The sequence below is a fragment of the uncultured Pelagimonas sp. genome, assembly GCF_947498515.1.
In the GTDB taxonomy this organism is placed as follows: domain Bacteria; phylum Pseudomonadota; class Alphaproteobacteria; order Rhodobacterales; family Rhodobacteraceae; genus Pelagimonas.
On record NZ_CANMKO010000012.1, the window covers coordinates 110502 to 136004 of the forward strand.

The 25503-nt window shown below is 55.8% G+C and carries 22 protein-coding genes; 13 read left to right on the forward strand and 9 right to left on the reverse strand.

The genetic code is table 11. From position 1 onward, the window contains the following. Positions 1-38: 38 nt before the first annotated feature. Positions 39-1124, reverse strand: a complete 1086-nt coding sequence (locus Q1A43_RS19680) for a polyamine ABC transporter substrate-binding protein (RefSeq protein ID WP_299929262.1) — start codon at positions 1122-1124, stop codon at positions 39-41. Positions 1125-1279: 155 nt separating this feature from the next. On the opposite strand from Q1A43_RS19680, the gene Q1A43_RS19685 reads away from it, so the two are divergent. Then, on the forward strand, positions 1280-1954 hold the full coding sequence (locus Q1A43_RS19685) for a GntR family transcriptional regulator (RefSeq protein WP_299938079.1): 675 nt from the start codon (positions 1280-1282) through the stop codon (positions 1952-1954). Between the two features lie 106 nt (positions 1955-2060). On the opposite strand, the gene Q1A43_RS19690 is transcribed toward Q1A43_RS19685, so the two are convergent. After that, a complete protein-coding gene (locus Q1A43_RS19690) occupies positions 2061-3365 on the reverse strand; it encodes a PepSY domain-containing protein (protein ID WP_299938081.1) in 1305 nt (434 codons plus the stop codon). Positions 3366-3406: 41 nt separating this feature from the next. Then, a complete protein-coding gene (locus Q1A43_RS19695) occupies positions 3407-3799 on the reverse strand; it encodes a hypothetical protein (RefSeq protein ID WP_299938083.1) in 393 nt (130 codons plus the stop codon). 133 nt (positions 3800-3932) lie between these two features. Between Q1A43_RS19695 and Q1A43_RS19700 the strand changes: the two genes are divergently transcribed. Beyond that, the gene (locus Q1A43_RS19700) at positions 3933-5324 is read left to right on the forward strand and encodes an aspartate aminotransferase family protein (RefSeq protein WP_299938086.1); all 1392 of its coding nucleotides are present in this window, start codon (positions 3933-3935) and stop codon (positions 5322-5324) included. On the opposite strand, the gene Q1A43_RS19705 is transcribed toward Q1A43_RS19700, so the two are convergent. Next, complete coding sequence (locus tag Q1A43_RS19705) at positions 5321-6238, reverse strand: LysR family transcriptional regulator (RefSeq protein ID WP_299938087.1); 918 nt, start codon at positions 6236-6238, stop codon at positions 5321-5323. The two genes, Q1A43_RS19700 and Q1A43_RS19705, sit on opposite strands and share 4 nt — an antisense overlap. 110 nt (positions 6239-6348) lie before the next feature. Here Q1A43_RS19705 and Q1A43_RS19710 point away from each other — a divergent pair, with 110 nt between their 5' ends. The 6 genes from Q1A43_RS19710 (at position 6349) to lpdA (ending at position 16966) form a co-directional block, all read left to right on the forward strand. Continuing rightward, entirely contained in the window at positions 6349-7569 is a 1221-nt protein-coding gene (locus tag Q1A43_RS19710; RefSeq protein WP_299938090.1) for a urate hydroxylase PuuD, read from the forward strand. Positions 7570-7848: 279 nt separating this feature from the next. Continuing rightward, positions 7849-9696: a DNA mismatch repair endonuclease MutL gene (gene mutL, locus Q1A43_RS19715; protein ID WP_299938092.1), complete on the forward strand. Its 1848-nt coding sequence runs from the start codon at positions 7849-7851 to the stop codon at positions 9694-9696. Beyond that, positions 9693-11060 (forward strand): DNA recombination protein RmuC, encoded by a 1368-nt coding sequence (rmuC, locus tag Q1A43_RS19720; RefSeq protein ID WP_299938095.1) that lies wholly within the window; start codon positions 9693-9695, stop codon positions 11058-11060. Before mutL ends, rmuC begins: the two co-directional genes overlap by 4 nt. A 230-nt stretch (positions 11061-11290) precedes the next feature. Continuing rightward, positions 11291-13948, forward strand: a complete 2658-nt coding sequence (gene aceE, locus Q1A43_RS19725) for a pyruvate dehydrogenase (acetyl-transferring), homodimeric type (RefSeq protein ID WP_299938099.1) — start codon at positions 11291-11293, stop codon at positions 13946-13948. Positions 13949-13970: 22 nt separating this feature from the next. After that, on the forward strand, positions 13971-15218 hold the full coding sequence (gene aceF, locus Q1A43_RS19730) for a dihydrolipoyllysine-residue acetyltransferase (protein ID WP_299938102.1): 1248 nt from the start codon (positions 13971-13973) through the stop codon (positions 15216-15218). A gap of 11 nt (positions 15219-15229) precedes the next feature. Beyond that, positions 15230-16966 (forward strand): dihydrolipoyl dehydrogenase, encoded by a 1737-nt coding sequence (lpdA, locus tag Q1A43_RS19735; protein ID WP_299938105.1) that lies wholly within the window; start codon positions 15230-15232, stop codon positions 16964-16966. 149 nt (positions 16967-17115) lie between these two features. Here the strand turns inward: lpdA and Q1A43_RS19740 are convergent, their stop codons facing one another. Both Q1A43_RS19740 and Q1A43_RS19745 read right to left on the reverse strand, forming a co-directional pair. Continuing rightward, on the reverse strand, positions 17116-17637 hold the full coding sequence (locus Q1A43_RS19740) for a GNAT family N-acetyltransferase (protein WP_299938108.1): 522 nt from the start codon (positions 17635-17637) through the stop codon (positions 17116-17118). A gap of 9 nt (positions 17638-17646) precedes the next feature. Next, positions 17647-17904: a YjhX family toxin gene (locus Q1A43_RS19745; RefSeq protein ID WP_299929297.1), complete on the reverse strand. Its 258-nt coding sequence runs from the start codon at positions 17902-17904 to the stop codon at positions 17647-17649. Between the two features lie 402 nt (positions 17905-18306). Between Q1A43_RS19745 and Q1A43_RS19750 the strand changes: the two genes are divergently transcribed. Continuing rightward, entirely contained in the window at positions 18307-18648 is a 342-nt protein-coding gene (locus Q1A43_RS19750; RefSeq protein WP_299929300.1) for a DUF3775 domain-containing protein, read from the forward strand. On the opposite strand, the gene Q1A43_RS19755 is transcribed toward Q1A43_RS19750, so the two are convergent. Continuing rightward, positions 18645-19898: a DNA polymerase IV gene (locus tag Q1A43_RS19755; RefSeq protein WP_299938111.1), complete on the reverse strand. Its 1254-nt coding sequence runs from the start codon at positions 19896-19898 to the stop codon at positions 18645-18647. The genes Q1A43_RS19750 and Q1A43_RS19755 overlap by 4 nt on opposite strands. 112 nt (positions 19899-20010) lie before the next feature. Here Q1A43_RS19755 and Q1A43_RS19760 point away from each other — a divergent pair, with 112 nt between their 5' ends. The 3 genes from Q1A43_RS19760 to Q1A43_RS19770 are packed head-to-tail and all read left to right on the forward strand — an operon-like array spanning position 20011 to position 21617. Continuing rightward, positions 20011-20904: an SPFH domain-containing protein gene (locus Q1A43_RS19760; RefSeq protein ID WP_299938114.1), complete on the forward strand. Its 894-nt coding sequence runs from the start codon at positions 20011-20013 to the stop codon at positions 20902-20904. Further along, positions 20901-21176, forward strand: a complete 276-nt coding sequence (locus Q1A43_RS19765; protein WP_299938117.1) for a hypothetical protein — start codon at positions 20901-20903, stop codon at positions 21174-21176. Before Q1A43_RS19760 ends, Q1A43_RS19765 begins: the two co-directional genes overlap by 4 nt. 3 nt (positions 21177-21179) lie before the next feature. After that, positions 21180-21617, forward strand: coding sequence for an NUDIX domain-containing protein (locus Q1A43_RS19770; RefSeq protein WP_299938120.1), 438 nt, complete (start codon positions 21180-21182; stop codon positions 21615-21617). 4 nt (positions 21618-21621) lie between these two features. On the opposite strand, the gene pyrF is transcribed toward Q1A43_RS19770, so the two are convergent. Then, positions 21622-22329: an orotidine-5'-phosphate decarboxylase gene (gene pyrF, locus Q1A43_RS19775; protein WP_299938123.1), complete on the reverse strand. Its 708-nt coding sequence runs from the start codon at positions 22327-22329 to the stop codon at positions 21622-21624. A 66-nt stretch (positions 22330-22395) separates the two neighbouring features. Then, entirely contained in the window at positions 22396-22659 is a 264-nt protein-coding gene (locus Q1A43_RS19780; RefSeq protein WP_299929318.1) for a hypothetical protein, read from the reverse strand. A gap of 207 nt (positions 22660-22866) precedes the next feature. Between Q1A43_RS19780 and clpB the strand changes: the two genes are divergently transcribed. Next, a complete protein-coding gene (gene clpB / locus Q1A43_RS19785; protein ID WP_299938126.1) occupies positions 22867-25479 on the forward strand; it encodes an ATP-dependent chaperone ClpB in 2613 nt (870 codons plus the stop codon). The last annotated feature ends 24 nt before the right edge of the window (positions 25480-25503 follow it).

The following is a 25503-nucleotide window of genomic DNA, read 5'->3' on the forward strand; positions in this document are numbered from 1 at the left end:
CCGCCCCCAACCGGGAGCGGGCTTGTCATGTCAAAGGCTTAGACGCCCGATTTAACGCGTGTCCAAAGACGGGTGACCGTCCGCTGAACTTTGGCCGGATAGGGGTCCTTGATATAGGTGGTTTCAAGGGCTTCGGGCGATGGATAAACCGCTGGGTCATCAATCAGCGCCGGGTCAAGATGCTCTTGCGCGGCCTTGTTACCGTTGGCGTAAAACACATAGTTCGACGCGGCAGCCATGTTTTGGGCATCCAAAATGAAGTTCAGGAACTTGTGCGCACCTTCGGCGTTGGGCGCATCCTCTGGAATGGCCATCATGTCAAACCACATCAACGCGCCTTCTTTGGGGGCGTTATAGGCGATTTCAACACCATTTTTGGCCTCTTCCGCGCGGCCACGGGCCTGAAGCACATCCCCGGACCAGCCGACCGAAACACAGATGTCACCATTGGCCAAAGCGTTGATATATTCGCTCGAGTGGAATTTCTGAATATGCGGGCGAACGGCTTCCATCAGCTCGGCGGCTTTTTCAAGATCGGCCTTTTCGTGGGTGTTGGGATCAATACCCAGATAGGTCAGAGCGGCCGGGAAAATCTCATCCGGGGCGTCGAGGAAATGTACGCCGCAAGACGCGAGCTTTTCCATATTTGCCGGGTCAAACACCAAGGCCAAGCTGTCGATTGGCGCGTCATCACCTAGCAGTTCTTTGACCTTAGCCGTATTCACGCCAAGGCCGGTGGTGCCCCACATGTAGTTGATCGAATAGGTGTTGTCGGGGTCAAACCGCGCGGTGCGGTCTTGGATGACATCCCATAGGTTGCCGTAGTTGCCGAGCTTGGACTTATCCAAGGGCTGAAACACGCCCGCCTGAATTTGACGCTGCATAAAGCTTCCGGTGGGAACGACGACGTCATATCCGGATCCACCGGCCAGCATTTTGGTTTCCAGCAACTCGTTGCTATCAAACACATCATAGATAAGGGTCAGGCCGGTCTCTTCTTCGAATTTCTTCAGCAGAGCTTCGTCGATATAGTCGGACCAGTTGTAAACCCGAACCTCGTCGGCGCTGGCCATACCGGCGACCAGTGCCAAGGCGGCGGTCAAGGTGGTGAGTGTCTTGGTCATCTCATTCTCCCGTTGGTCGCGGGGTCGTTGCGCGCCCCGTCTCTGAATATTTTGATCATAAGTTGCGTTACAAAGCAACTTCGGCGATGCTTCCACGCAGAAATGACCGGCGCAAGGGGTGTCGAAAGGTAAATCGTCTAGGGGGACGGCAAGTGATGAATTCCGAGGCAGGCAAGGTAGAAACCGCAGGAATTCCGGCGCATGAAAAAGTGTATCGCGATTTGCGGGATGCGATTTTGTTCGGCGAATTTAAACCTGGGGAACCTCTGACTATTCAAGGGCTTGTCGCCAAACTTGAGGCTGGTATGACCCCGGTCCGTGAGGCGCTTCGCCGCCTAACGGCCGAGGGCGCACTCCAAGCGTTAGGCAACCGGCGGATCATGGTGCCAGTGCTTGATTTGCCCGCAGTTTCAGAGCTGACCGAAGCGCGTCTTGCACTTGAGCCAATCTTGGCGAAACGGGCGGTATTGCGCGTTTCGGACGAAGAAATTTCGGAGTTGGCCACCATTGATGCGCGGTTGGACGAGGCAATTGAGCGGGGAGACGTGCCGCTTTACCTCAAAGAGAATCACACATTTCATGGGGCATTGAACTCCATTGCCGATGCCCCGATCTTGACCTCTATGGTTGATGGATTGTGGCTTCGCTTTGGGCCATCATTGCGGATTGTTTGCGGGCAATTTGGCACCCGAAACCTTCCTGATCGCCACAAAGAGCTTTTGAACGCGTTGCAAGCCAAGGATGCCGAGGCAACAGCGCAGGCCATGCGCGAGGATGTGGTGCAGGGGATGGACCTGATCCGACAGTCTATTCTGCCGGATCAGGATTAGAGGCTGGATCACTCGTGAAACTAAAGGGGTGCGTAGGGACTGACAAAGGGACGAGTTACACACGCCTGGTTACGAATTACGCGACACATATCCAGCGCCCCAATGACTAGCCCATAGCGGATTTGAACCAGCCAAGGCGTTGAAAAATAACCTGATCAAGTATCAAGGCAAGGATCAGAGACGCCCCCATGAGCGGCAGCAGGATCATCAAGGCAACGACCAAAATGGCCATGCCAAACCCAAAGGCAGGTTCCGGCGCGGCAGGAACGCCAAGCGACCCTGCGGGTTTGCGTTTCCACCACGCAACCATGCCTGAAATGGCCAGAACAAAGGCCAAAACAGCGGCAAGCACGTTTTGCGCAAGGTTGACCCAGCCATAAAGCTCGCCCTGATGGAACGACACTCCCAGCGCAACGGCCTGAGCGATTGCGGGATTATCGGTGAAATCCACACGAGCAAGCACCGCGCCACTATATTGATCAATCACCAACTCGGTCTGCTCATAGCGATCGCGGCTTGCCGATCTGATCCAATAGGCCCCGGTATCGCCTTTGGGCGGGCGCATTTCATAAGGGGCGGCAAGACCTTCGGACTTGGCGGTGTCAAAAATCTCGGCATAGGTTCGCGTTTCACCGCTAGACGCCGTTGATTTCGGTGCCCCACCGCCAAAGCGGAGGCTTTTGCTTTGTTGATCGGTTTGTTCCTGAACAAACGACAAGCCGCCGCCCCAAACATCCGTCCACGGCAGGCCGGAAATCAGCAAGGGGATCACAAGGATCGCGGCAAGAAACCCAGTGAACATATGGGTTTCCCGCCACCATGATCGCCCCTTGCCCGATGGCAAAGACACGGCTTTGGCAAGGCTACGCTGCCCTCGTGGCCACCACAGATAAAGGCCAGTGATGAACATGACGATGGCCCAATGCGCGGCCAGTTCGACGAACTTTGTGCCGGTGCTGCCCAATAGCAATTCGCCATGGAATTTCTTGAGCATCCGCATCGCGGTTTCGTCGCGCGGGGTGATGGCCAAAACCTCGGCAGTATAGGGGTTTACCCATGCGTAGCTGCGGGTGTTGTTGGCATCGTTAAACTCGATCAATGTCGCGCGGCCCGGCGTGTCTTCGATGGTAACGCCGCGCAGTCGCTTTATGCCTACGGCCTCGGTCACGGCGGCGACTTGGGTTTCATAAGGCAATGTGTCGCCGGTCGCTTCGACGTTGAGGCGGCTTGCATAAATCACCTCTTCGATTTGCGGTTTGAAAAGATAAATCCCGCCGGTGATCGTCAACATGATCATAAAGGGAAGGACATAGAGTGAGGCGAGGAAGTGCCACTTCCACACCAGTCGATAAAAGGCTCCGCCAGTGGTCGCACGCGACTCGGGCAAAGCCGATACGGTTGCATCGGTCATCAGGTATTCCTGTCATATTAAGGGGTTGGTTGAGGTGAGAGTTAGTTCAACCGGGGCGGGGCCCGTGACAGGCGAAGTTGGTTCAGGCGATCCTGATCCGCTTCAGGGTGCAACAAAACTGGGGGGTGAATGGTGTCCGGAGCCGCCAAAGCCACCCATTCGGGCGTCGGCGTTTCCATCGTTTCCACAACGTCGCCCAAGGTGCAATGCGGCGTGGCGATGACATCGGTTTCAATCGGGTTGCCGTCCGGTCCAAGGGTCAACGTGGTGATTTCGTAACCGGTACAAATAACCACGGTCTGCACGCCGGGTAGCACTTCGGCCAAAACGGCGGACATGCGCGGTAGCAAAAGGCCAATAGCCACCGCCACAACCAAAGCACAGCGCAAAACGGCGCTGAGGCAATGGCGGAGGTCTGATGGCGAGTTTGGCACTGGTTAATCCTTGGTTGCGGGCTGAATACCCGTTGTAGGAGAATTCGCAAAGCAATAGTTCCGGTGATCGCTGAGATTGACAGTTTGGAATTTGATCATATTCTGGTCGCGACCCGTATCAGAGGCCCGATTCATGACCATTTTGTCCACCAACACCCCGACCGAAGAATTGCGCCGCATTGACGCCGCCCACCATATGCACCCGTTCACCAACAACGCCGAGTTAGGTGAAAAGGGCGCGCGCATTGTGACACGGGCCGAGGGATGTTGGCTTACGGATAGCGATGGCAACCGCATTTTGGACGCGATGGCCGGGCTTTGGTGTGTGAATATCGGCTATGGTCGCGATGAACTTGCCGCCGCCGCCGCGCGTCAGATGCAGGAACTGCCCTATTACAACACCTTCTTCCAAACCAGCCATGTGCCGGCGATTGCGCTGGCGGCCAAACTGGCCGAGTTGGCCCCCGGTGACTTGAACCACGTCTTTTTTGCCGGGTCCGGATCAGAGGCAAATGATACAAATTTGCGCATGGTTCGTACATATTGGCAGGCCAAAGGGCAGCCAGAGCGGACCGTGATTATCGGGCGCTGGAATGGCTATCACGGCTCAACCGTGGGGGCGATGAGCCTTGGCGGAATGAAAGGCATGCACGCTCAGGGCGGCGTCTTGGACGGGATCGAACATATCGATCAACCCAACTGGTGGGCCGAAGGGGGCGATCTTAGCCCCGAAGAGTTCGGTCTTGAACGGGCGCGCCAGCTTGAGGAAAAGATTCTTGAGATTGGGCCGGACAAGGTTGGTGCCTTTATCGCCGAACCCGTGCAGGGGGCGGGTGGCGTTATCGTTGCGCCCGATAGCTATTGGCCAGAAGTGCAGAGGATCGTTGAAGAATACGGTATCTTGTTGATTGCAGACGAGGTGATTTGCGGGTTTGGCCGGACCGGGAATTGGTTTGCGTCTCAAACCTTGGGCCTGCGCCCGCACATCATGACAATCGCCAAGGGGCTAAGCTCTGGCTACCAACCGATTGGCGGATCACTCGTCTGTGACGAGGTCGCCGAAGTGATCGGCAGCGTCGAATTCAACCACGGCTACACCTATTCCGGGCATCCCGTGGCCTGTGCCGTGGCCTTGGAAAACCTTCGCCTATTGGAAGAGGAAAAGGTAATTGAGCAGGTTCGGGACGATACTGGCCCGTATCTAAAGGAAAAATTCGAAGCACTGGTTGATCACCCTTTGGTGGGAGAGGCCAAGATTGTCGGTATGATGGGGTCGCTTGCGTTGACGCCAAACGAGGCCACCCGCGCGCCCTTTGCGGCCGAGGCTGGGACCGTTGGGTTCATCTGCCGCGAGCGGTGTTTCAACAACAACCTGATCATGCGCCATGTCGCGGACCGGATGATCATCTCGCCGCCCTTGGTTATTTCACGCGAAGAGATTGATATTTTGATCGACCGTGCGCGGCAAAGCCTAGATGAAACTCTGGTCGCTTTGCAGGAACAAAACCTAATGGTTGAGGATTAAACTACCTCGGCCTGCCTGAGGGCCTCTTTGCATTTCTGCACCATAAACTCGGTAAAAACCTGTACCTTCGGGTCGCGATGTCGGCGCGAAGGTGACAAGCAGGCAAGTTGCACCGGATAGGGCGGCGTTGCCGTCGCGACGGGGATCAAGCTACCGCCGGTCAAGTGATGTGCGATTTCGAAACGTGGCTTTAAAATGATTCCACACCCCGCGACAGCCCAATCGGTCAAGACGTCCCCATCGTCGCTTTCAAGCGGGCCGGATATCTCGTAACGCTTTGGTCCATCAGAGGTTCCCAAGGTCCATTGGAATTCCTGAGCGCCGGGAAAACGCAGGTTCAAACAGGCATGTTTGTCTCTGATCAAGGCCTCGCCATCCGCAGGAGACCCATGCTTGGCAACGTAGTTCGGGGATGCGACCAGCAGGCGTTCACATTCGGCAATGCCGCGCACTTTGAGATCGCTATCGGCCAAGGTGCCAAGATGAAAAGCAAGATCTAGCCCTTCTGCCGTCACATCAACAAGCCGGTCGGATAGGCGCAAGCGGATGTCGATTTCGGGGAACTGATGCTGAAACAGAGGAATCGTCGGGGCGATCACCCGCCGTCCAAGCCCAAGCGGAGCCGCAATATATAGCGTGCCGCGAGGGTTTTGCGTTGCTTCCATCACCGTGCCTTCGGCCTCGGAAATAGATTCCAGAATGTTGCGGGCACCGTCGTAAAACAACCGACCATGTTCAGTGGCGTGTAGGGCGCGCGTGGTCCGATTGAAAAGCCGCACGCCCAAATGGCGCTCCAACTCGGCAATGCGAGACGACGCGACCGCCGGGGACGTGCGTTGATCGCGTGCGGCGGCGGACATGTTGCCCAATTCATAGACACGCACGAACATTTTTATGTTGTCGATATAGGCCATGGTCGATTTGGGGCTGCTTTTTCTGGACAGAATTGAAAGTGTGTTGTGATTATATGGATAAACTTGAAACGTCGATCCGTATAGCCTTGGGTTCAAAAGGGAGAACCGCGATGTATGATTTGGCTGCAATGGGTGCCTGGGCAGAGTTTGCTGTGCGGTGGCTGCATGTCATCACAGCGATGGCTTGGATCGGTTCTTCGTTTTATTTCATTGCTTTGGATCTTGGCTTGCATCGTGACCGAAATCTGGCCACCGGCGCGGATGGCGAAGAATGGCAGGTGCATGGTGGTGGGTTTTACCACATCCAAAAATATTTGGTTGCTCCGGATCAAATGCCAGCGGATTTGGTTTGGTTCAAATGGGAGAGCTACACGACTTGGCTTTCAGGCTTTGCTTTGCTGGCCTTGGTTTACTACCTCGGCGCGGAATTCTACCTGATTGACCCAGCTGTAATGGAGCTTAGCGCGTGGCAGGCGATTGCGATTTCCATTGCGTCACTGGTGTTTGGCTGGCTGGTCTATAACGGGTTGTGCAACCTGTTTGTGAACGCAAATCAAACCGCCCTGATGGTTGCCCTCTACGTTGTTCTGGTCGCGATGGCGATATTCTACACCAGTGTGTTTTCGGGCCGTGCAGCTTTGCTTCACCTTGGCGCGTTTACCGCCACCGTGATGAGCGCAAATGTCTTTATGATCATCATCCCTAATCAGAAAATCGTTGTTGCGGATTTGATTGCCGGGCGCACCCCTGATCCGAAATACGGTAAGATCGCCAAGCAACGATCTACACACAATAACTATCTGACTTTGCCTGTTATTTTCATGATGCTGTCAAACCACTACCCGCTGTCCTTTGGCACGGAGTACACGTGGTTGATCGCATGTTTGGTTTTCTTGATGGGCGTCACAATCCGGCATTTCTTTAACTCGATGCATTCCCGCAAGGGGACGCCGTGGTGGACATGGGCGGCCACGGCGATCCTGTTCATTTTGGTGATGGCTTTGTCGACCGCGCCGATGTGGCGGGACGCCCCCGAAGAAGCCTCGGGTCCGGCGCTACGTTTTGCACAGGCGGACGGTTTTGAGGATGTTCAAGACATTGTTATGGGGCGGTGCTCTATGTGCCACGCAGAAGAGCCGAATTGGGACGGCCTGCTATGGGCCCCAAAGGGCATTCGCTTAGACACCGAAGCGCACATCGCTACAAATGCCCGCGCAATTTACATGCACGCCGGGCTCAGCCGGGCGATGCCGCCGGCCAATTTATCATGGATGGAAGAGGAGGAGCGCGCCGCAATCCGGGATTGGTATGCGGCGGCAACAGGCGGTTAAGGTTTGCGGACGGGCGAGAAGGGCCGGAACCAAGTCTTGGCAAAGGCCGCGCCGTAGATATTTGAGATAGCTTCGTAGGTGATCAAGTTAACTGGCATGTGGATGCTCCTGCTTGTGCACTGCTCGTTACAAATCTTACAAGATCAACGTTAAGGAAATTATCTTACATCTGATATGCGACTTTTGGACAATTATTGCTTTGAATGCGTCGGCTGATAGAGTGCGCGTTTTGTTCTTTCTGCGTTCCAGAATCGCAATGGGTCTGCTAAATTTAGTAGCATGAACACCCAAGCCCCCAATATGCGCCCCGTTATCCGCCAGCTGGACGATGCAGCTATCAACCGTATCGCCGCTGGTGAGGTGGTTGAGCGCCCTGCTTCGGCGGTCAAAGAGCTGGTGGAAAATGCTATTGATGCAGGCGCGCGCCGGGTCGAGATTGAGATCGCCGATGGCGGTAAAACCCTGATCCGCATTAGCGATGACGGCTGTGGGATGACCGGTGATGAGCTTCCTCTGGCCCTGTCGCGCCACGCGACGTCCAAAATCGACGGCTCGGATTTGTTAAACATTCACTCATTTGGGTTTCGCGGGGAGGCCTTGCCAAGCCTTGGCGCGGTCGGGCGTTTGACCATTCAAAGCCGGGCTCATGGATTTGACGCCGTTGAGCTAAGCGTTGAAGGCGGTCAGATGTCCGCCGTCAAACCCTGTGCGCTTAATGGTGGGACGATTGTCACCCTTCGCGATTTGTTTTTCGCCACACCAGCGCGGTTGAAATTCCTGCGCAGCGACCGTTCGGAAACCATGGCGATCACCGATGTGATCAAACGCCTGTCGATGGCGGAACCCTCGGTTGGGTTTACGTTGCGCGACGTGTCGGGTGGCAAAGACCGTGTGACATTTCGGGTTGAGGCCGAAAACGGCGATCTATTTGATGCGCTGCGGGGGCGTTTGGGCCGTGTCATGGGAACGGAATTCACCGAAAATGCCCTTGCCATTGATGCCGAGCGCGAAGGATTTCGCCTAACCGGCTATGCGGCTTTGCCGACCTATTCGCGCGGAACGGCGGTGGCGCAGCATTTGTTTGTCAACGGGCGTCCGGTGCGCGACAAAACGCTAATTGGGGCGTTGCGCGGGGCCTATCACGACTTTCTGTCGCGCGATCGCCACCCGGCTGTTGCTCTTTTTGTCGATTGTGACCCGCATAAGGTTGACGTCAACGTGCACCCGGCGAAATCCGAAGTCCGGTTTCGCGATCCCGGTATTGTTCGGGGCCTGATCGTTTCCAGCTTGCGACACGCCTTGGCCGAAGCGGGGCACCGGGCGTCGACGACTGTGGCGGACATGACATTGGGCGCGATGCGGCCCGAAGTGACAGAGCCGCGGGTGTATCAGATGGATCGCCCGTCCCTGGGCGCACGCACCGCCGCCTATCAGGCGCAGGCCCCGCAGCCAGTGAACCCGGGCTTTTCGGATTTGGCGCAAAGCTATTCGGCCCGTGTGGTTGATCCGGTTGATGCTGATCCTCAAGCTATCCAAAACGACGAAGGTCTGCCGCTAGGAGCCGCCCGAGGGCAGGTGCATGAAAACTATATCATCGCCCAGACCGAAACCGGGATGGTAATCGTTGATCAACACGCTGCGCATGAGCGGCTGGTCTATGAAAAACTCAAAAACCAGATGGCAGAAAACGGCGTGGCGGCTCAGGCTTTGCTCATCCCCGAAGTTGTTGATCTGTCACCTGATGATCAGGCACAGATATTGGCGGTTGCTGATGATCTGGCCCAAATGGGGCTTAGGATCGAACCTTTTGGCGGTGATGCGATCGCGGTGCGTGAAACTCCGGCGATCTTGGGTGAGGTCAACGCCAAGGCGCTTATTCTGGATATTTTGGATGAGTTGTCCGAGGTCGGGCAAAGCCAACTTGTCCGCGAAAAGGTCGAAGCGATCTTAAGCCGCGTGGCCTGTCATGGCTCGATCCGGTCGGGCCGTCGGATGCGCGCCGAAGAGATGAACGCGCTTTTGCGCGAGATGGAAGCCACGCCGCATTCCGGCCAATGCAACCATGGTCGCCCTACGTATGTTGAGCTCAAACTGAGCGATATCGAAAGGTTGTTTGGACGCACATGATCCAACTTGGTGAGCAGACGTATTCGTTGCAGGATCCTCTGGTTCTTATGGTTATGGCAGCAGGGGTTGCCTTGCTGTTGATGCTGATCCTGCTGATGTCTAGCCTGCGCCGCGCGGGCCAAACGGCGCACACGGCGGAAATGCTGGCGCATGCATTGACCGACATGTCGACGCGGGTTGAACATCTGGCCAATGGACAAGGGCAACTCGAAGGCAGCCTGAATTCCGTCGCGCATCAACAAACCCAAGCGGCGACGCAAGTGACTGTTTTGATGGAGCAACGTCTTGGGGAGGTGCAGCTCAGGTTGCACGAGGACTTGTCCAAAGTTCAGCGGAACACCGGCGAAAACCTTGCGCATATGACGCAGTCTTTGTCTGACAATATGGCGGCACAGCAGCTCAAACTGTCTGAAACGCTGGGCCAAAATCAAATGCGGTTGCAAGAGAATATGGCCGATCTTCAGATGAAGACAGCGCGTTCTTTGACCGACATGCAAGAAAAGATGGGTGTCGCGCTCACAGGTAGTGCCAAAAACACCGCGACGTCCTTGTCGGCGCTTCAGGAACGTTTGCAAACAATCGACAAAGCGCAGGAAAATATTACCAAGCTGTCCGGCGATGTCCTGACGCTTCAAGATATCTTGTCGAACAAACAGACACGCGGTGCCTTTGGGGAAATTCAGCTGACGGATATCGTGTCCAAGGCGCTTCCCAAGGATAGCTATACGCTGCAAGCGACGCTATCAAATGGCAAGCGGGCCGACTGTTTGATCCATTTGCCCAATCCGCCCGGCCCCATTGTGGTGGATGCGAAATTCCCGCTCGAAGGGTATGAGGCCTTGCGCAACGCCACGACGGACAGTCAGGTTGTCGAAGCGGCGCGGATGTTAAAGACGTCGGTTCGCAAACACATCAAAGATATCTCCGAGAAATACATCCTTGATGGCGAAACTGCGGACGGGGCGTTGTTGTTCCTGCCGTCCGAAGCGGTCTATGCCGAATTGCACGCAAACTTCCCCGATTTGGTCCGTGAGGGATTCGCGGCACGCGTTTGGATTGTGTCACCGACGACATGTATGGCGACTCTGCACACGATGCGGGCGATTCTCAAAGATGCACGCATGCGCGAACAGGCTGGGGCCATTCGCAAAGAACTTGGGCTGTTGTCAGGGGATGTTGAGCGCTTGGGAACGCGTGTTGGCAACCTTGATCGGCATTTCGGTCAGGCGGCTAAGGACATAGAAGAGATCAAAATCAGTTCCGACAAGGCAGGTAAACGTGCGCGTCGGTTGGATAATTTTGATTTTGAAGAGCTTGGGCAAGACGAACCAAGCAATGTTGTGACGTTGCCAGAACATTCCTGACTTAGAAATGATCTAAAGTTTAACGTTAAACTATTGCTATGCGCGTGGCGCATGGATGTTATGCGTCTGCATATCTGCCGTGACGTCGCTTGACCTGTTAGATCACAATCCCAACGCGATTGCAGAAGGTGCTCGCTTTGGGTAACCTTCCTGTATTCGCGGCAATACGCCAATTGATTTAATGTTAAATCAATTAGACGCGCCAGCGGCGCATATGAGGGAGAGGACATATGACAGATCATTCCCAAGATATTGATCCGGTCGAATCCCAGGAATGGCAGGAGGCGGTCGAAGACGTCATCCAGCGTGACGGCGCAGATCGTGCCCATTTCCTGTTGGATAAGGCTGTACAGCAGGCCCGCGCGGCCGGTGCGAAACTGCCATTTTCGGCGACGACGCCCTACCAAAACACTATTTCGACGGATGACGAAGTTGAGATGCCCGGCGACACCGACATGGAATGGCGCATCCGCACCATCAACCGTTGGAACGCGATGGCGACCGTGGTGCGCCGCAACAAAGAGAGCAGCGAATACGGCGGGCATATTGCCTCCTTCGCCTCCTCCGCTGCGTTTTACGACGTTGGGCTGAACCACTTCTGGCGTGCCAAAAGCGCGATCCACGGTGGCGACTTGGTGTTTTTCCAAGGTCACGTGATCCCCGGCATTTATGCGCGGTCCTTTATGGAAGGGCGTCTGACCGAAGAGCAGCTTGAAAACTTCCGCTCCGAAGTTTCGGGTGGCGGTCTTTCCTCGTATCCGCACCCATGGTTGATGCCGGATTATTGGCAGTTTCCAACGGTCTCGATGGGGCTTGGCCCGTTGATGGCGATCTATCAAGCGCGGTTCATGAAATACATGCACAACCGTGGCCAGATCGACATGGCAGACCGCAAGGTATGGTGTTTCCTTGGTGACGGCGAAATGGACGAGCCGGAATCGATTGGCGCGATCCATTTGGCGGCGCGCGAAGGTCTCGATAACCTGATCTTTGTTGTGAACTGCAACTTGCAGCGTTTGGATGGCCCGGTGCGCGGCAACTCCAAAATCGTGCAAGAGCTTGAAGGGAATTTCCGCGGCTCTGGCTGGGATGTGATCAAACTGCTTTGGGGCAAAGGCTGGGATGAACTGCTGGAAAATGACACCAGCGGCAAGCTGCGTCAGTTGATGGAAGAAACCGTTGACGGCGATTACCAGACCTTCAAATCCAAAGATGGCGCGTATATTCGCGAGCATTTCTTTGGCAAATACCCGGAAACTGCCGAGCTGGTTAAAGACTGGACCGATGATCAAATCTGGGCGCTGCGCCGTGGCGGTCACGAGCCGAAGAAGGTTTACAACGCCTTCAAACGGGCGACTGAAGCCAAGGGTCAGCCGACCGTTATCCTTGCCAAAACCGTCAAAGGTTACGGCATGGGCACCGCCGGTGAGGGGCAGAACAGCACCCACCAGCAAAAGAAAATGGCCGAAGATCAACTCAAGGCCATGCGCGACCGTTTCAACATTCCGGTCAGCGACGAAGACCTGAAAGGCAAAGTGCCGTTTGTCACGTTGAACAACGCGCAAAAGGCCTATCTTGCGGATCGTCGCAAAGATTTGGGCGGGGAATTCCCCAAACGCTTTACCGGCGCACCTGCGCTTGAAATCCCTGAGTTGGATAAGTTCAAAGCCCAGTTGGAAAGCACAGGTGATCGCGAAATTTCGACCACCATGGCCTTTGTGCGTATCTTGACGACGCTGTTGCGTGACAAGAAAGTCGGCAAAAACATCGTGCCGATTGTGCCTGACGAAAGCCGTACATTTGGCATGGAAGGGCTGTTCCGCTCGGTTGGGATTTATAACCCCAAGGGGCAGCAATACACCCCCGAAGACCGTGACCAGATGATGTTCTACAAGGAATCTGAAACCGGTCAGGTTCTTCAGGAAGGCATCAACGAAGCCGGGGCTATGGCCGATTGGATCGCGGCGGCGACGTCCTATTCCAACCACGGCGTGCCGATGATCCCGTTCTTCATCTATTACTCGATGTTCGGCTTCCAACGGATCGGCGATCTGGCTTGGGCGGCGGGCGATAGCCGCGCGCGTGGCTTTATGCTTGGTGGGACCGCTGGTCGGACAACGTTGAACGGCGAAGGCTTGCAGCACGAGGATGGGCATTCCCACATCCTTGCGGGCACCGTTCCAAACTGCATCAGCTATGACCCGACCTTTAGCTATGAGGTTGCGGTGATCGTTCAGCACGGCATGAAACGGATGTATCAGGATCAAGAGGACGTGTTCTTCTATCTAACCCTGATGAACGAGAACTACAGCCATCCTGAAATGCCGATGGGGGCCGAAGAGGGCATCATCAAAGGCCTTTATCGCATGACCAAAACCGCCAAACCGGCGAAAAAGCATGTGAACCTGATGGGCTCGGGCACGATCCTCGTTCAGGCGATCAAAGCGGCTGAAATGCTCAAGGAAGACTTTGGCGTGACCTCGGATATTTGGTCGGCGACCTCGCTGAACGAATTGGCGCGTGACTGTCAGGATGTGGCCCGCCACAACCGTCTGAACCCGCTGGCAGAGCCGAAAACGTCCTTTGTGGCGCAGCAGTTCGCCAATGCCAAAGGGCCGATCATCGCCGCCACCGACTATATGAAGAACTACGCCGAGCAAATCCGCGCCTGTGTGCCGGGTCGCTACACAGTTCTGGGCACCGATGGTTTTGGCCGCTCAGACAGCCGCGTGAACCTGCGCCGGTTCTTTGAGGTGGATGCAAACCACATCGCAGCGGCGGCCATGGTCGATCTCTTCCGCGATGGCGTGGTGAGCGAGAAAGACCTGAAAGCAGCTTTGGCAAAATACGACATTGACGGCGCAAAGCCGAACCCGCGTCTTGTGTGATTGCGGATAGGAGGAATAAACTATGACTATTGAAGTAAAAGTTCCCGATATCGGTGATTTCGACGCGGTTCCCGTTGTTGCCGTATTGGTCAACGTCGGCGACACAATTGCCGAAGAAGACCCAATCATTGAACTCGAATCCGACAAGGCAACGATGGAAGTTCCATCGCCTGCCGCCGGTGTTGTCAAAGAGATCAAGGTTGCCGAAGGTGACGAAGTAGGGGAAGGCGCTTTGGTGCTTATCCTCGAGGCCAGCGGCGCAACTGCTGCTCCGGCCGAGGCACCCAAGGCGGCTCCTGCAGCAGCTCCGGCCGCTGCGGCACCGGCCCCCGTGGCGGCTGCTCCGGTGACGGATGCGGGTTTCTCCAAGGTGCATGCGTCACCATCGGTTCGGGCCTTTGCCCGCCGGGTTGAAGTTGATCTCAACAAGGTCAACGGATCGGGTCGCAAGGGTCGTATCCTGCGCGAAGACATCGAAAAAGCGTTGAAATCCAGCGTGTCGCCAGTGGCCTCTGCCGCTGCGCAAGGCGGAATGGGTATTCCACCGATCCCGGTTGTCGATTTTTCCAAATTCGGCCCGACCGAAGATGTGGAAATGGCGCGGATCAAAAAGATCTCTGGCCCGGCTCTGCATCGCAGCTGGCTCAATATTCCGCATGTTACGCATAACGACGAAGCGGACATCACCGACCTTGATAAATACCGCAAGGAAATGGACACGCATGCCAAAGAGAACGGCTATCGGGTGACCCTGCTGTCCTTTGTGGTCAAGGCATCGGTCTCGGCGCTCAAGGAACATTGGGAATTCAACAGCTCGATCCACCCGGATGGTGACAAGCTGATCAAAAAGGATTTCTACAACATCGGTTTTGCGGCAGATACGCCAAACGGTTTGATGGTTCCGGTGATCAAAGACGCGGATCGCAAAGGTCTTGTTGAGATTTCACAAGAGCTGATGAGCCTGTCCAAAGCGGCGCGTGAGGGCAACCTCAAGTCCAAGGACATGCAGGGCGCGACCTTCACGATCTCATCTCTGGGCGGTATTGGCGGGACATCCTTCACGCCAATCGTGAACGCACCCGAGGTCGCGATCCTTGGTCTGACCCGCTCCAAAATGGCACCGGTTTGGAATGGTGAAGAGTTCATCCCACGCCTGATGCAGCCACTTTCGCTGTCTTATGACCACCGTGCCGTCGATGGTGCCTTGGCCGCGCGCTTCTGCGTGACGCTCAAGACGCTGCTTGGCGATATGCGCAAGTTGATGTGGTAAGGGGAATGACCATGGACGTTACAGTACCAGATATTGGTGATTTCGATGCGGTTCCCGTGGTGGCGATCTTGGTTTCGGTGGGTGACACCGTTGCGCAGGAAGATCCGCTAATCGAGCTGGAATCCGACAAAGCCACAATGGAAGTGCCATCCCCCGCCGCGGGTGTGGTCAAAGAGATCAAGGTTGCCGAAGGGGACAATGTCTCCGAAGGGTCTTTGATCTTGGTCCTCGAAGGCGAAGGTGCCGCCGAGGCCCCCAAAGCCGAAGCTGCACCAGCCCCCGCTGCCGCGCCGACAAGTGTTGCCGCGACGGGCACAGCTACCGGTGCCGGTGATGTGCATGCCGAAGTTGTCGTTCTGGGCTCTGGCCCGGGCGGTTACACGGCGGCGTTCCGGGCCGCGGACCTTGGTAAAAAGGTTGCGCTGATCGAGAAGGATGACCGTCTTGGCGGCGTCTGCCTTAACGTGGGCTGCATCCCTTCCAAGGCGTTGTTGCATGTGGCCAAGGTGATCACCGAGGCCGAGGAAATGTCGTCACACGGTGTGAGTTTTGGCAAGCCTGAGGTGAACTTGGACGAGCTACGCGCGTTCAAAGACAGCGTTGTTGGCAAGTTGACCGGCGGGTTGGACGGGTTGGCCAAAGGCCGCAAGGTTCAAACCGTGCGTGGCTTCGGGACGTTCACCGGCCCGAACATGATTTCGGTCACGGGGTCCGATGGCACAACAACCGTGTCCTTTGATCAATGCATCATTGCCGCCGGTTCCGAACCGGTTGCCTTGCCGTTTATCCCCGAAGATGACCGGGTGATCGACAGCACCGGCGCGTTGGAACTCAAGGACGTTCCAGAGCGGATGTTGGTTCTGGGTGGCGGTATCATCGGCCTCGAAATGGCCTGTGTTTACGATGCTTTGGGCGCGAAAATCACTGTGGTTGAGCTAATGGATCAGATCATCCCCGGCGCGGACAAAGACATTGTCAAACCGCTGATGACCCGCATCAAAGGTCGCTACGAAAACATCTTCCTCAAGACCAAGGTTGTGGCTGTTGAGGCGCTCGACGCTGGTATGAAGGTCACCTTTGAGGATGATAAAGGCGAGCAGTTTTCCGACACCTTCGACAAGGTTTTGGTTGCCGTGGGCCGCAAGCCCAATGGTAAACTGATCGCTGCTGATCAGGCGGGTGTGGCGGTGGACGATCGCGGCTTTATTGCCGTCGATAGCCAACAGCGCACCGGCCAGCCGCATATCTTTGCGATTGGTGACGTGGTCGGTCAGCCAATGCTGGCGCACAAAGCGGTTCACGAGGGTAAAGTTGCCGCCGAAGTCTGCGCCGGTCACAAGCGCCATTTCGACGCCAAACTGATCCCATCGGTGGCCTATACCGACCCCGAGGTCGCGTGGTGTGGCGTGACGGAGACAGAGGCCAAGGCCAAGGGCATTGCTTACGAAAAAGGCGTGTTCCCATGGGCCGCGTCGGGCAAATCCCTGTCCAATGGCCGTAGCGAAGGCATGACCAAGCTGCTGTTTGATCCAAGCGATGACCGCATCATCGGGGCCTGCATCGTGGGCACCAACGCCGGTGATCTGATCTCGGAAACGGCGCTGGCAATTGAAATGGGCGCGGATGCGGTTGATCTCGGTCACACCATCCACCCGCACCCAACCCTGTCGGAAACGGTGAACTTTGCCGCCGAAATGTTCGAAGGCACCATCACCGACCTGATGCCGCCGAAGAAACGTAAGAAGTAAGGGCCATACGGCCGGATGAAAGGGCGGGGTTTTCCTCGCCCTTTTTGCTTGGGGAAAGTCGCAAGCACTATATTTGCGGCACCTCTGATGTGGAGCAGTTTTTCTGATAGGGAAAAGCTGTGAATGTCTGGTTGCTTGCAGATGGTCTGTTATCCATGCCCCGATGTATCCCACCAATGTGGGTGCATAAACTGCGGGATCGCAATCGTTTGGCCGTTCAGATTCTCGACTGATCCGGGGGTCAGTTCAAGAGCCATCCATGCTTCGGCCACCGTCAGCAAGTCAGGGTAGGGCGTCTGTTTGTCCGTCGGGGCAAAACCGTACCTTGGGTAGAACGTCGGCACGCCCAACACGAACACTGCGTCTGTTCCAGTGGATTTCAGTTGGGCGATGCTCGTTTCCATGATCTCCTTTCCAACTCCGCGACCTTGATACTCAGGCAACACACCGCAAGGCGCTAACAGGTGGCATTTGGTGGCCGGGTGATCCTTGAAAGTAAACGGCGTGAACAGCACGTTGCCCGCAATCTTCCCATCGCGCTCGGCGCTAACTGAGATCGTATCCGGGTGATTGAGGAGGCCTTTGGCGAGCTGTGCGATTTCAGCGCCTTCTGCTTCGCCAAATGCCAATCTATGAACGTCTAGAATGGCGCCAATATCAGGGTGTTTCATTGTTTTCTCCTATCGTTGGTTCATTTGGGCGCGCACGGCTTTGATCCCGGCGGCGGTTGCCCTGTAGGGTCGGCCATCCTTTGAATGAACGAGGCGTCGTTTCAGAAGGCGACTAAATACGTTGACGGTGCAGTCTTCCAACACATGTCCGTTGCGGGTGTAGAGCGTCACATCATGGATTTTTCCGTTTTCCAAACGTTCATGATGGATGGACCCGCCGAGCGCGAGTTCATGCAAAACACGCTGTTCGTGCTTTGAAATATTCATTGGGGTGTCTCGATTTTACGAAAGTACAGAAACAGGGCACTCAGCGTTGCGCGTGAGTGTTCCCATCAATGTTGGTGTTCCTGAGTTTGCTTCGCCAGGAACGGGCGTTAGGCCCGGGGCTCTTTCATAAAATCTCCATTGAGTGAGGCGCGCTGCCTCAGACATGGCATAAAATTAGACATTCAACCGAGTCGGTTCAAGATCAGTGGCGGAATTTTTCAGGAAGTGTTTCTAAGCGGGCATTCGCTACATCGCAGATAGTCAGCAATTTGGGTTCAGATCAGACCTTCGTCGCTTGTCATAGAAGTGAGCGATCTGACTTGCGCAAGATCAAGGCGCGGTTTTGCCCCACGTCGCAAAATCCCTGAGCAGAACAGTCATAAACCTTTCAGGAGACGCGACATGGGAAGTATTGGTGGAAAACTTGGCGTTCGCAAAGTTGCCGCTGTCATCGTGATGGCCCGTGAATTGGCCCGTGCCGAAGGGGAGTTGCGCGCCTTTATCGACCGCATGGATGAAGAAGAACAAGCCGCCCTAGTTGCTGTGATGTGGATCGGGCGCGGGGCGTTTGAGGCCGAGGAGCTGCAAGAGGCCTTTGACACGGCGCTTGCCGAAGCGTCGACGCCGACCGCCGACTACTTGATCGGGACCCCACATTTGGTCGACAATCTCGAAGGCGGGTTAGAAGCGCTCGGTTTTGATGCGATTGACGAAGAAGACCAGCTTTTGTCGCGCGGTTCCTAACGCAGCGACCGGCCCTTAACGATAGCGTTGTCCCCAAAGCGGGCCCTGATTTCATCGGTGGCCCGTTCGGCTTTGGCACGGGTTCCGGCGTTTGGGTCAAGCAAATCCCCGGCCCGGTCGGCGTCGGTTTCGGGCACCAAATCGGACAGTCCCGCACCGATGAGACGATAGGGGCCGTCACCGGGCACCTGATCAAACAAAGCCCGCGCCGTGCGGTAAATCCGGTCGGCAATTTGGGTGGAATCGGGGAGCGTGACACGCCGGGTGATCAGTTTGAATTTCGAGTCTTTGAGCTTGAGCGTTACGACACGCCCCGCAAGGCCGCGCGCCTTGGCCCTATCGGACACCTTTTCGCACAAGCGCCAAAGGTGTCCGTCTAGAATGTCGAGATGACCGGTGTCTTCGAAAAACGTGGTTTCGTTTGAGATCGACTTGATCGGAGCATTGCGTTTGACGCTGCGATGATCGCGACCACGCGCCAGATGCCAAAGCCGTTCGCCCATCGACCCAAACCGTTGCGACAGGTCTTCGCGCTCCCAGCGTAGCAAATCCTCAAACGTGCGAATGCCAGACCGCTCCAACGCGTCTTGAGTGACCGAGCCGACACCCCAGATGAGCCGTACGGGCTTAGGGCGCAGAAAACTTTCGGTTTCAGCCGCGCCAATCACCGAAAACCCGTTGGGTTTATCAAGGTCCGAAGCGATTTTCGCCAGAAATTTGTTGTGTGACAACCCGATCGAGCCGGTAACGCCAAGCTCTTCTTTCATGCGTTTGACCAACCGGGCTAGCATGATCGCCGGTGGAACCCCATGCAAACGTGCCGTGCCAGTCAGGTCCATAAACGCCTCGTCCAATGACAGGGGTTCAATTGACGGGGTCATCTCCTCCATTATCGCGCGGATGGCCTTGGAGGTTTCGACATAGACTTCCATGCGGGGGTTGACGACAACGGCGTCTGGGCACTTTTTCAAGGCCTGAAACATTGGCATGGCCGAACGAACACCGCGCATTCGGGCGATGTAGCACGCCGTAGAAACCACGCCGCGCCGCCCGCCGCCAACGATTACAGGCTTGTCCGCCAATTCAGGGTTGTCGCGTTTTTCAACGCTGGCGTAAAAGGCGTCACAATCCATATGCGCAATCGACAGCTCCCATAATTCGGGATGCGCAATGATCCGCGGCCGACCACAAGATGGGCAGCGTGCTCCGTTTTCAAACGGTGTCAGACAATCTCGGCACAGTGACGGCATGTGCCTGTTCTACCTGTTGAAGGGGGCCACAGCAATCAGGGTCAGGTTATCAGGGCTTTCAATTTCCACAAAAACCCCCATCTTGGTGACACTTGTTTTCAGGAGAAATTTTATGGATATCGAAACCATCCTCGCTGAGTTTTCCAGCAGCAACTCCGTCATTTTGTTGTTGGCTGTTTTTGTCATTGTTCTGGTTCTTCTGGGGGTGCGGATTGTCCCACAATCGGAAAAGCATGTGGTGGAACGGTTTGGCCGGCTACATTCGGTTCTTGGGCCGGGCATCAACTTTATTGTGCCTTTCTTAGATCGGGTCCGTCACAAAATTTCGATCCTCGAGCGACAGCTACCCAACGCTCAACAAGACGCCATTACGACGGACAACGTGCTTGTTCAGGTCGAAACCTCGGTGTTCTACCGCATTCTTGAACCTGAAAAGACGGTTTATCGAATTCGCGACGTTGATGGGGCAATTGCCACTACCGTTGCCGGGATCGTGCGGGCCCAGATTGGTAAGATGGAGCTAGACGAGGTTCAATCGAACCGCTCTCAGTTGATTTCGCAGATCAAAGCAAGCGTCGAAGATGCGGTGGATGATTGGGGGATCGAGGTGACGCGTGCAGAGATTCTTGATGTGAACCTTGATCAGGCAACGCGCGACGCGATGTTGCAACAGCTCAACGCCGAGCGTGCACGCCGGGCCCAAGTGACCGAGGCCGAAGGCGAACGCCGGGCGGTGGAATTGCAGGCCGACGCCGAGCTTTATGCCGCAGAGCAAGCCGCCAAAGCCCGTCGGGTGTCGGCGGATGCCGAAGCCTATGCAACCGAAGTCGTGGCCAAAGCGATCAAGGAAAACGGTATCGAGGCGGCGCAGTATCAGGTGGCATTAAAGCAGGTCGAAGCCTTGATCAAAGTCGGGGAAGGAGAAGGCAAGCAGACCGTTCTCTTGCCATCAAATGCTCTTGATGCCTTTGGCGACGCGTTTCAGATGCTGAAAGGACGTAAATGATGTGGCAAGAATGGTGGATTTGGGCCGGAGCGGGCATTGTTTTGTTGATCATTGAGGTGTTTGCGCCGGGTTTTGTGTTCCTTGGGTTTGGTGTCGGGGCGATTGCCGTCGCTGTGATCCTCGCCATTGGTGGCGGGTTGGTGACGTCGCTTCCCGTTGCCCTTTTGATCTTTGCCGTGTGCTCGCTTGTTGCGTGGTTTGTCATGCGCAAACTTGCTGGGGAACGCAAAGGTCAGGTCAAGATTTGGGACACAGATATCAACGACAATTGAGATATGGAACGATTGCGAGACATATTTGCGGGGGCCAAGGTGATGGTTTTCACCGGGCCACATTTGATTGCGCTCTGGCGGGATGAAACGCCGGGGATAGTCTTCCCGGGCTGTCTCGATTTTCCCGGCGGCGGCCGCGAAGGCGGTGAAAGCCCAGAAACCTGTGCGATCAGGGAAGCCGAAGAAGAGATCGGCCTAAAATTGAGGGTTGCCGATTTAACCTTGGTTCATGTTCGTGAACACGGCGACCAAATCAGTTGGTTTTTTGCCGCCCATCTGCCCGAAGCGTCGTTGAAAAAGGTGGTTTTTGGTGATGAAGGGGCCGGGTGGCAAGCGATGCCACCCGATGAGTTTGTCACCCATCCCAAAGCCATTCCGCATTTTGCAGAGATTTTGAGCACCTATTTGAAAGACGGCGCGCCTTTGGGCCCTTCCAATTGAAAAATCAGCTCTGATTTAGTTCAGCAACGATCGACCGGGCGGCTGCGCGCGGGTCGTCTGCTTGGTGAATAGGGCGACCAACGACAATGTGGTCGGCACCATTTGCAATAGCAGCAGCGGGCGTCGCGATACGCTTTTGATCGCCAACGTCGGCCCCGGCTGGGCGTACACCTGGGGTGACGATTAATTTACCAGCGGCTTCGGGAAGGGCGCGGATCATCGCCGCCTCGTTTGGCGAAGAGATCACCCCATCAGCCCCGGCATCAAAAGCGCGTCCGGCGCGTGTCGCAACAAGATCGGGAATGTCACCGGATTGGATCAAAGAGGCGTCCAGATCATTGCGGTCAAGAGAGGTCAGGATGGTAACGGCCAAGATCTTCAAATCGGTACCGGCCGCGCCTTCTTTGGCGGCGCGCACAACATGAGGGTCGCCATGGACTGTTAGAAAATCGAGATCAAACTGGGCAATACCGCGCACGGCGGCCTCGACCGTGGCCCCGATGTCAAAGAACTTCATATCCAAGAAGATCTTTTTGCCATGCTCTGCCTTAAGCTCATTTGCGAGCGCCAAACCACCACCCGTAAGCATCCCGAGCCCGATCTTATAAAAGGAGACGCTGTCCCCCAGCTTTTGCACCAGATCAATGCCCGCAAGGACATTGTGAACATCAAGGGCAACAATCAGGCGATCATCATTGGCAGGAAGAGACATGGGAGCAGGACCTTTCGCTAAGCAAACGGCCTCCTTTTGAGGGGCGAAACCCCATTCGTCAAGACATCAGGCGCGGATGCCAGACGGCAAAAGGTTTGGTGCAAGACGCAAAGCCCCCTTGGCGCGGTATTCCGGCATATGGCGGGTTTGGCGCAGCGCCTCGGCCAAGAGCAACAATCGGTGTTGGCTTTTACCAATCTCGACCCGGCGGGGCAGAGTTAGCGGTACATTTATCCGCGTGTCGCCCGCGATTAGGGATATTGACCCATGGGTTGCGCCGTCCGGCGTGTCGTTGCGAAATCCGCTAAACTCAACATCTGTAATCATCATTTTAAGTGCCTCCACGCAGGACGATTTGCGCGCAAAGGCTTTAAAATTTGGTGCAGCTGTGCCTAAAACTCTAATGGTATTTTTGCAACGCTTACCCCTTGAAGGAGAGCCCGCAAATCGCCATCTTTATTCCGAGGCCCTTACCGGATCGTGTGCTGCCAAGCGGGCGCGGTCATTTCCAAGGGCGCTTGGACAAAGGAGAGAACCATGAACCTAGACAAGTTCACGGAGCGGTCGCGCGGTTTTATTCAAGCCGCTCAGACAATCGCAATGCGGGAAAGCCATCAGAAACTGGCCCCCGAACATTTGCTCAAGGCATTGATGGATGACGATCAAGGTCTGGCCAGCAATCTGATCAAAAGCGCTGGTGGTCAACCGGATCGCGTGGTTCAGGTTATTGACACCAAAATGGCCAAGATCCCCAAAGTGTCTGGGGATGCCGGACAGGTCTATCTTGATAGCGGTACCGGCAAAGTGCTTGATGAAGCCGAGAAAATTGCCACGAAGGCAGGCGATAGTTTTGTGCCTGTTGAACGGCTTTTGATGGCTTTGGCCTTGGTGAAAACCCCGGCAAAAGAAGCACTGGAGGCGGGTAATGTCTCGGCCCAGAAGCTTAACGAAGCGATCAATGATATCCGCAAAGGCCGTACGGCAGATAGTGCGACGGCCGAAGAGGGCTATGATGCGCTCAAGAAATACGCGAGCGACCTGACCGAGGCGGCGCGAAATGGCAAAATCGATCCGATCATTGGGCGAGACGAAGAAATTCGCCGCGCCATGCAGGTTCTGTCGCGTCGGACCAAAAACAATCCGGTCATGATTGGTGAACCCGGCGTTGGTAAAACCGCGATTGCCGAGGGTTTGGCCCTGCGGATCATCAATGGTGACGTGCCTGAATCCCTGCGCAACAAGAAGTTGTTGGCGCTGGATATGGGCGCGTTGATCGCTGGTGCGAAATACCGTGGTGAGTTTGAGGAACGTCTTAAGGCGATCCTAACCGAGGTGACCGAAGCCGCCGGTGAAATCATTCTGTTCATCGACGAAATGCACACGCTTGTTGGCGCGGGCAAGGCCGATGGGGCTATGGATGCGTCCAACCTATTGAAACCGGCACTGGCGCGGGGTGAGTTGCACTGTGTTGGAGCGACCACGCTCGATGAGTATCGTAAACACGTGGAAAAAGACGCGGCTTTGGCCCGGCGTTTCCAACCGGTATTGGTCGAAGAACCAACCGTCGAAGACACGATTTCGATCCTGCGTGGCATCAAGGAAAAGTATGAGCTGCACCATGGTGTGCGGATTTCGGATAGCTCTTTGGTTGCGGCCTCGACGCTAAGCCACCGCTATATCACCGACCGTTTTTTGCCGGATAAAGCCATCGACCTGATGGACGAAGCCGCCAGCCGGTTGCGCATGGAAGTGGACAGCAAACCCGAGGAATTGGATGCGCTTGACCGCGATATTCTGCAAAAGCAGATTGAGGTTGAAGCCTTGCGCCTTGAGGATGATCAGGCGTCCAAGGATCGGCTTGCCAAGCTGGAAAAGGATTTGGGTGACCTTCAGGAAGAGTCTGCCCAGATGACGGCCAAATGGCAGGCTGAGCGTGACAAGCTGGCTTCGGCACGCGACATCAAGGAACAGTTGGACCGGGCCCGCGCCGAGCTTGAGCACGCCAAGCGTGAGGGCAATCTCGCCAAGGCGGGTGAGCTGTCTTATGGCATCATTCCGGGGCTGGAAAAGCAGCTGGTTGAGGCCGAAGAAAGCGATGACGTGATGGTCGAAGAAGCGGTGCGCCCCGAGCATATCGCCGCCGTTGTTGAACGCTGGACCGGTATTCCGACGTCGAAAATGTTGGAAGGTGACCGTGAAAAATTGCTGCGGATGGAAGATGATCTGCACAAGCGGGTCATCGGTCAGGAGCAAGCGGTCACCGCGGTGTCCAATGCGGTGCGTCGGGCGCGGGCCGGTCTGAACGACGAGAATAGGCCGCTTGGCTCGTTCCTGTTCCTTGGGCCAACCGGCGTCGGGAAAACCGAGCTTACCAAGGCGGTTGCCGATTTCCTCTTTGATGATGACAACGCCATGGTGCGCATTGATATGTCTGAGTTCATGGAGAAACACTCGGTTGCCCGTCTGATCGGGGCCCCTCCGGGCTATGTTGGTTATGACGAAGGTGGTGTTTTGACCGAAGCAGTACGTCGTCGCCCCTATCAGGTTGTCCTGTTCGATGAGGTCGAAAAGGCGCATCCGGATGTGTTCAACGTGCTGTTGCAGGTTCTCGATGACGGTCAATTGACCGACGGACAGGGTCGGACCGTGGACTTTAAACAGACGTTGATTGTGTTGACGTCGAACCTTGGGTCGCAGGCGCTTAGCCAGTTGCCCGAAGGATCGGATGCCGCACAGGCCAAACGCGATGTTATGGACGCCGTCCGGGCGCATTTCCGGCCGGAATTCCTTAATCGGCTTGATGAAACGATCATCTTTGACCGCCTCAAGCGCGAGGATATGGATGGCATTGTCGACATTCAACTGGGTCGTTTGCTGAAACGTCTGGCGGCGCGCAAGATATCGCTGCAGCTTGATGATGACGCCAAAACATGGCTGGCTGACGAAGGTTATGATCCGGTGTTTGGGGCGCGTCCGCTCAAACGGGTGATCCAGCGCTCCCTGCAAAACTCGCTGGCCGAGATGCTTTTGGCCGGGGATATCGCCGATGGCGATACCATTGTTGTCAGTGCCGGAGCCGATGGGTTGTTGATCGGGGATCGGGTTGGTGCTTCAAACCGGCCCAAACCGGATGATGCCGTCGTTCACTAAGCTTGAAACAAGAAAGGCCCGCCA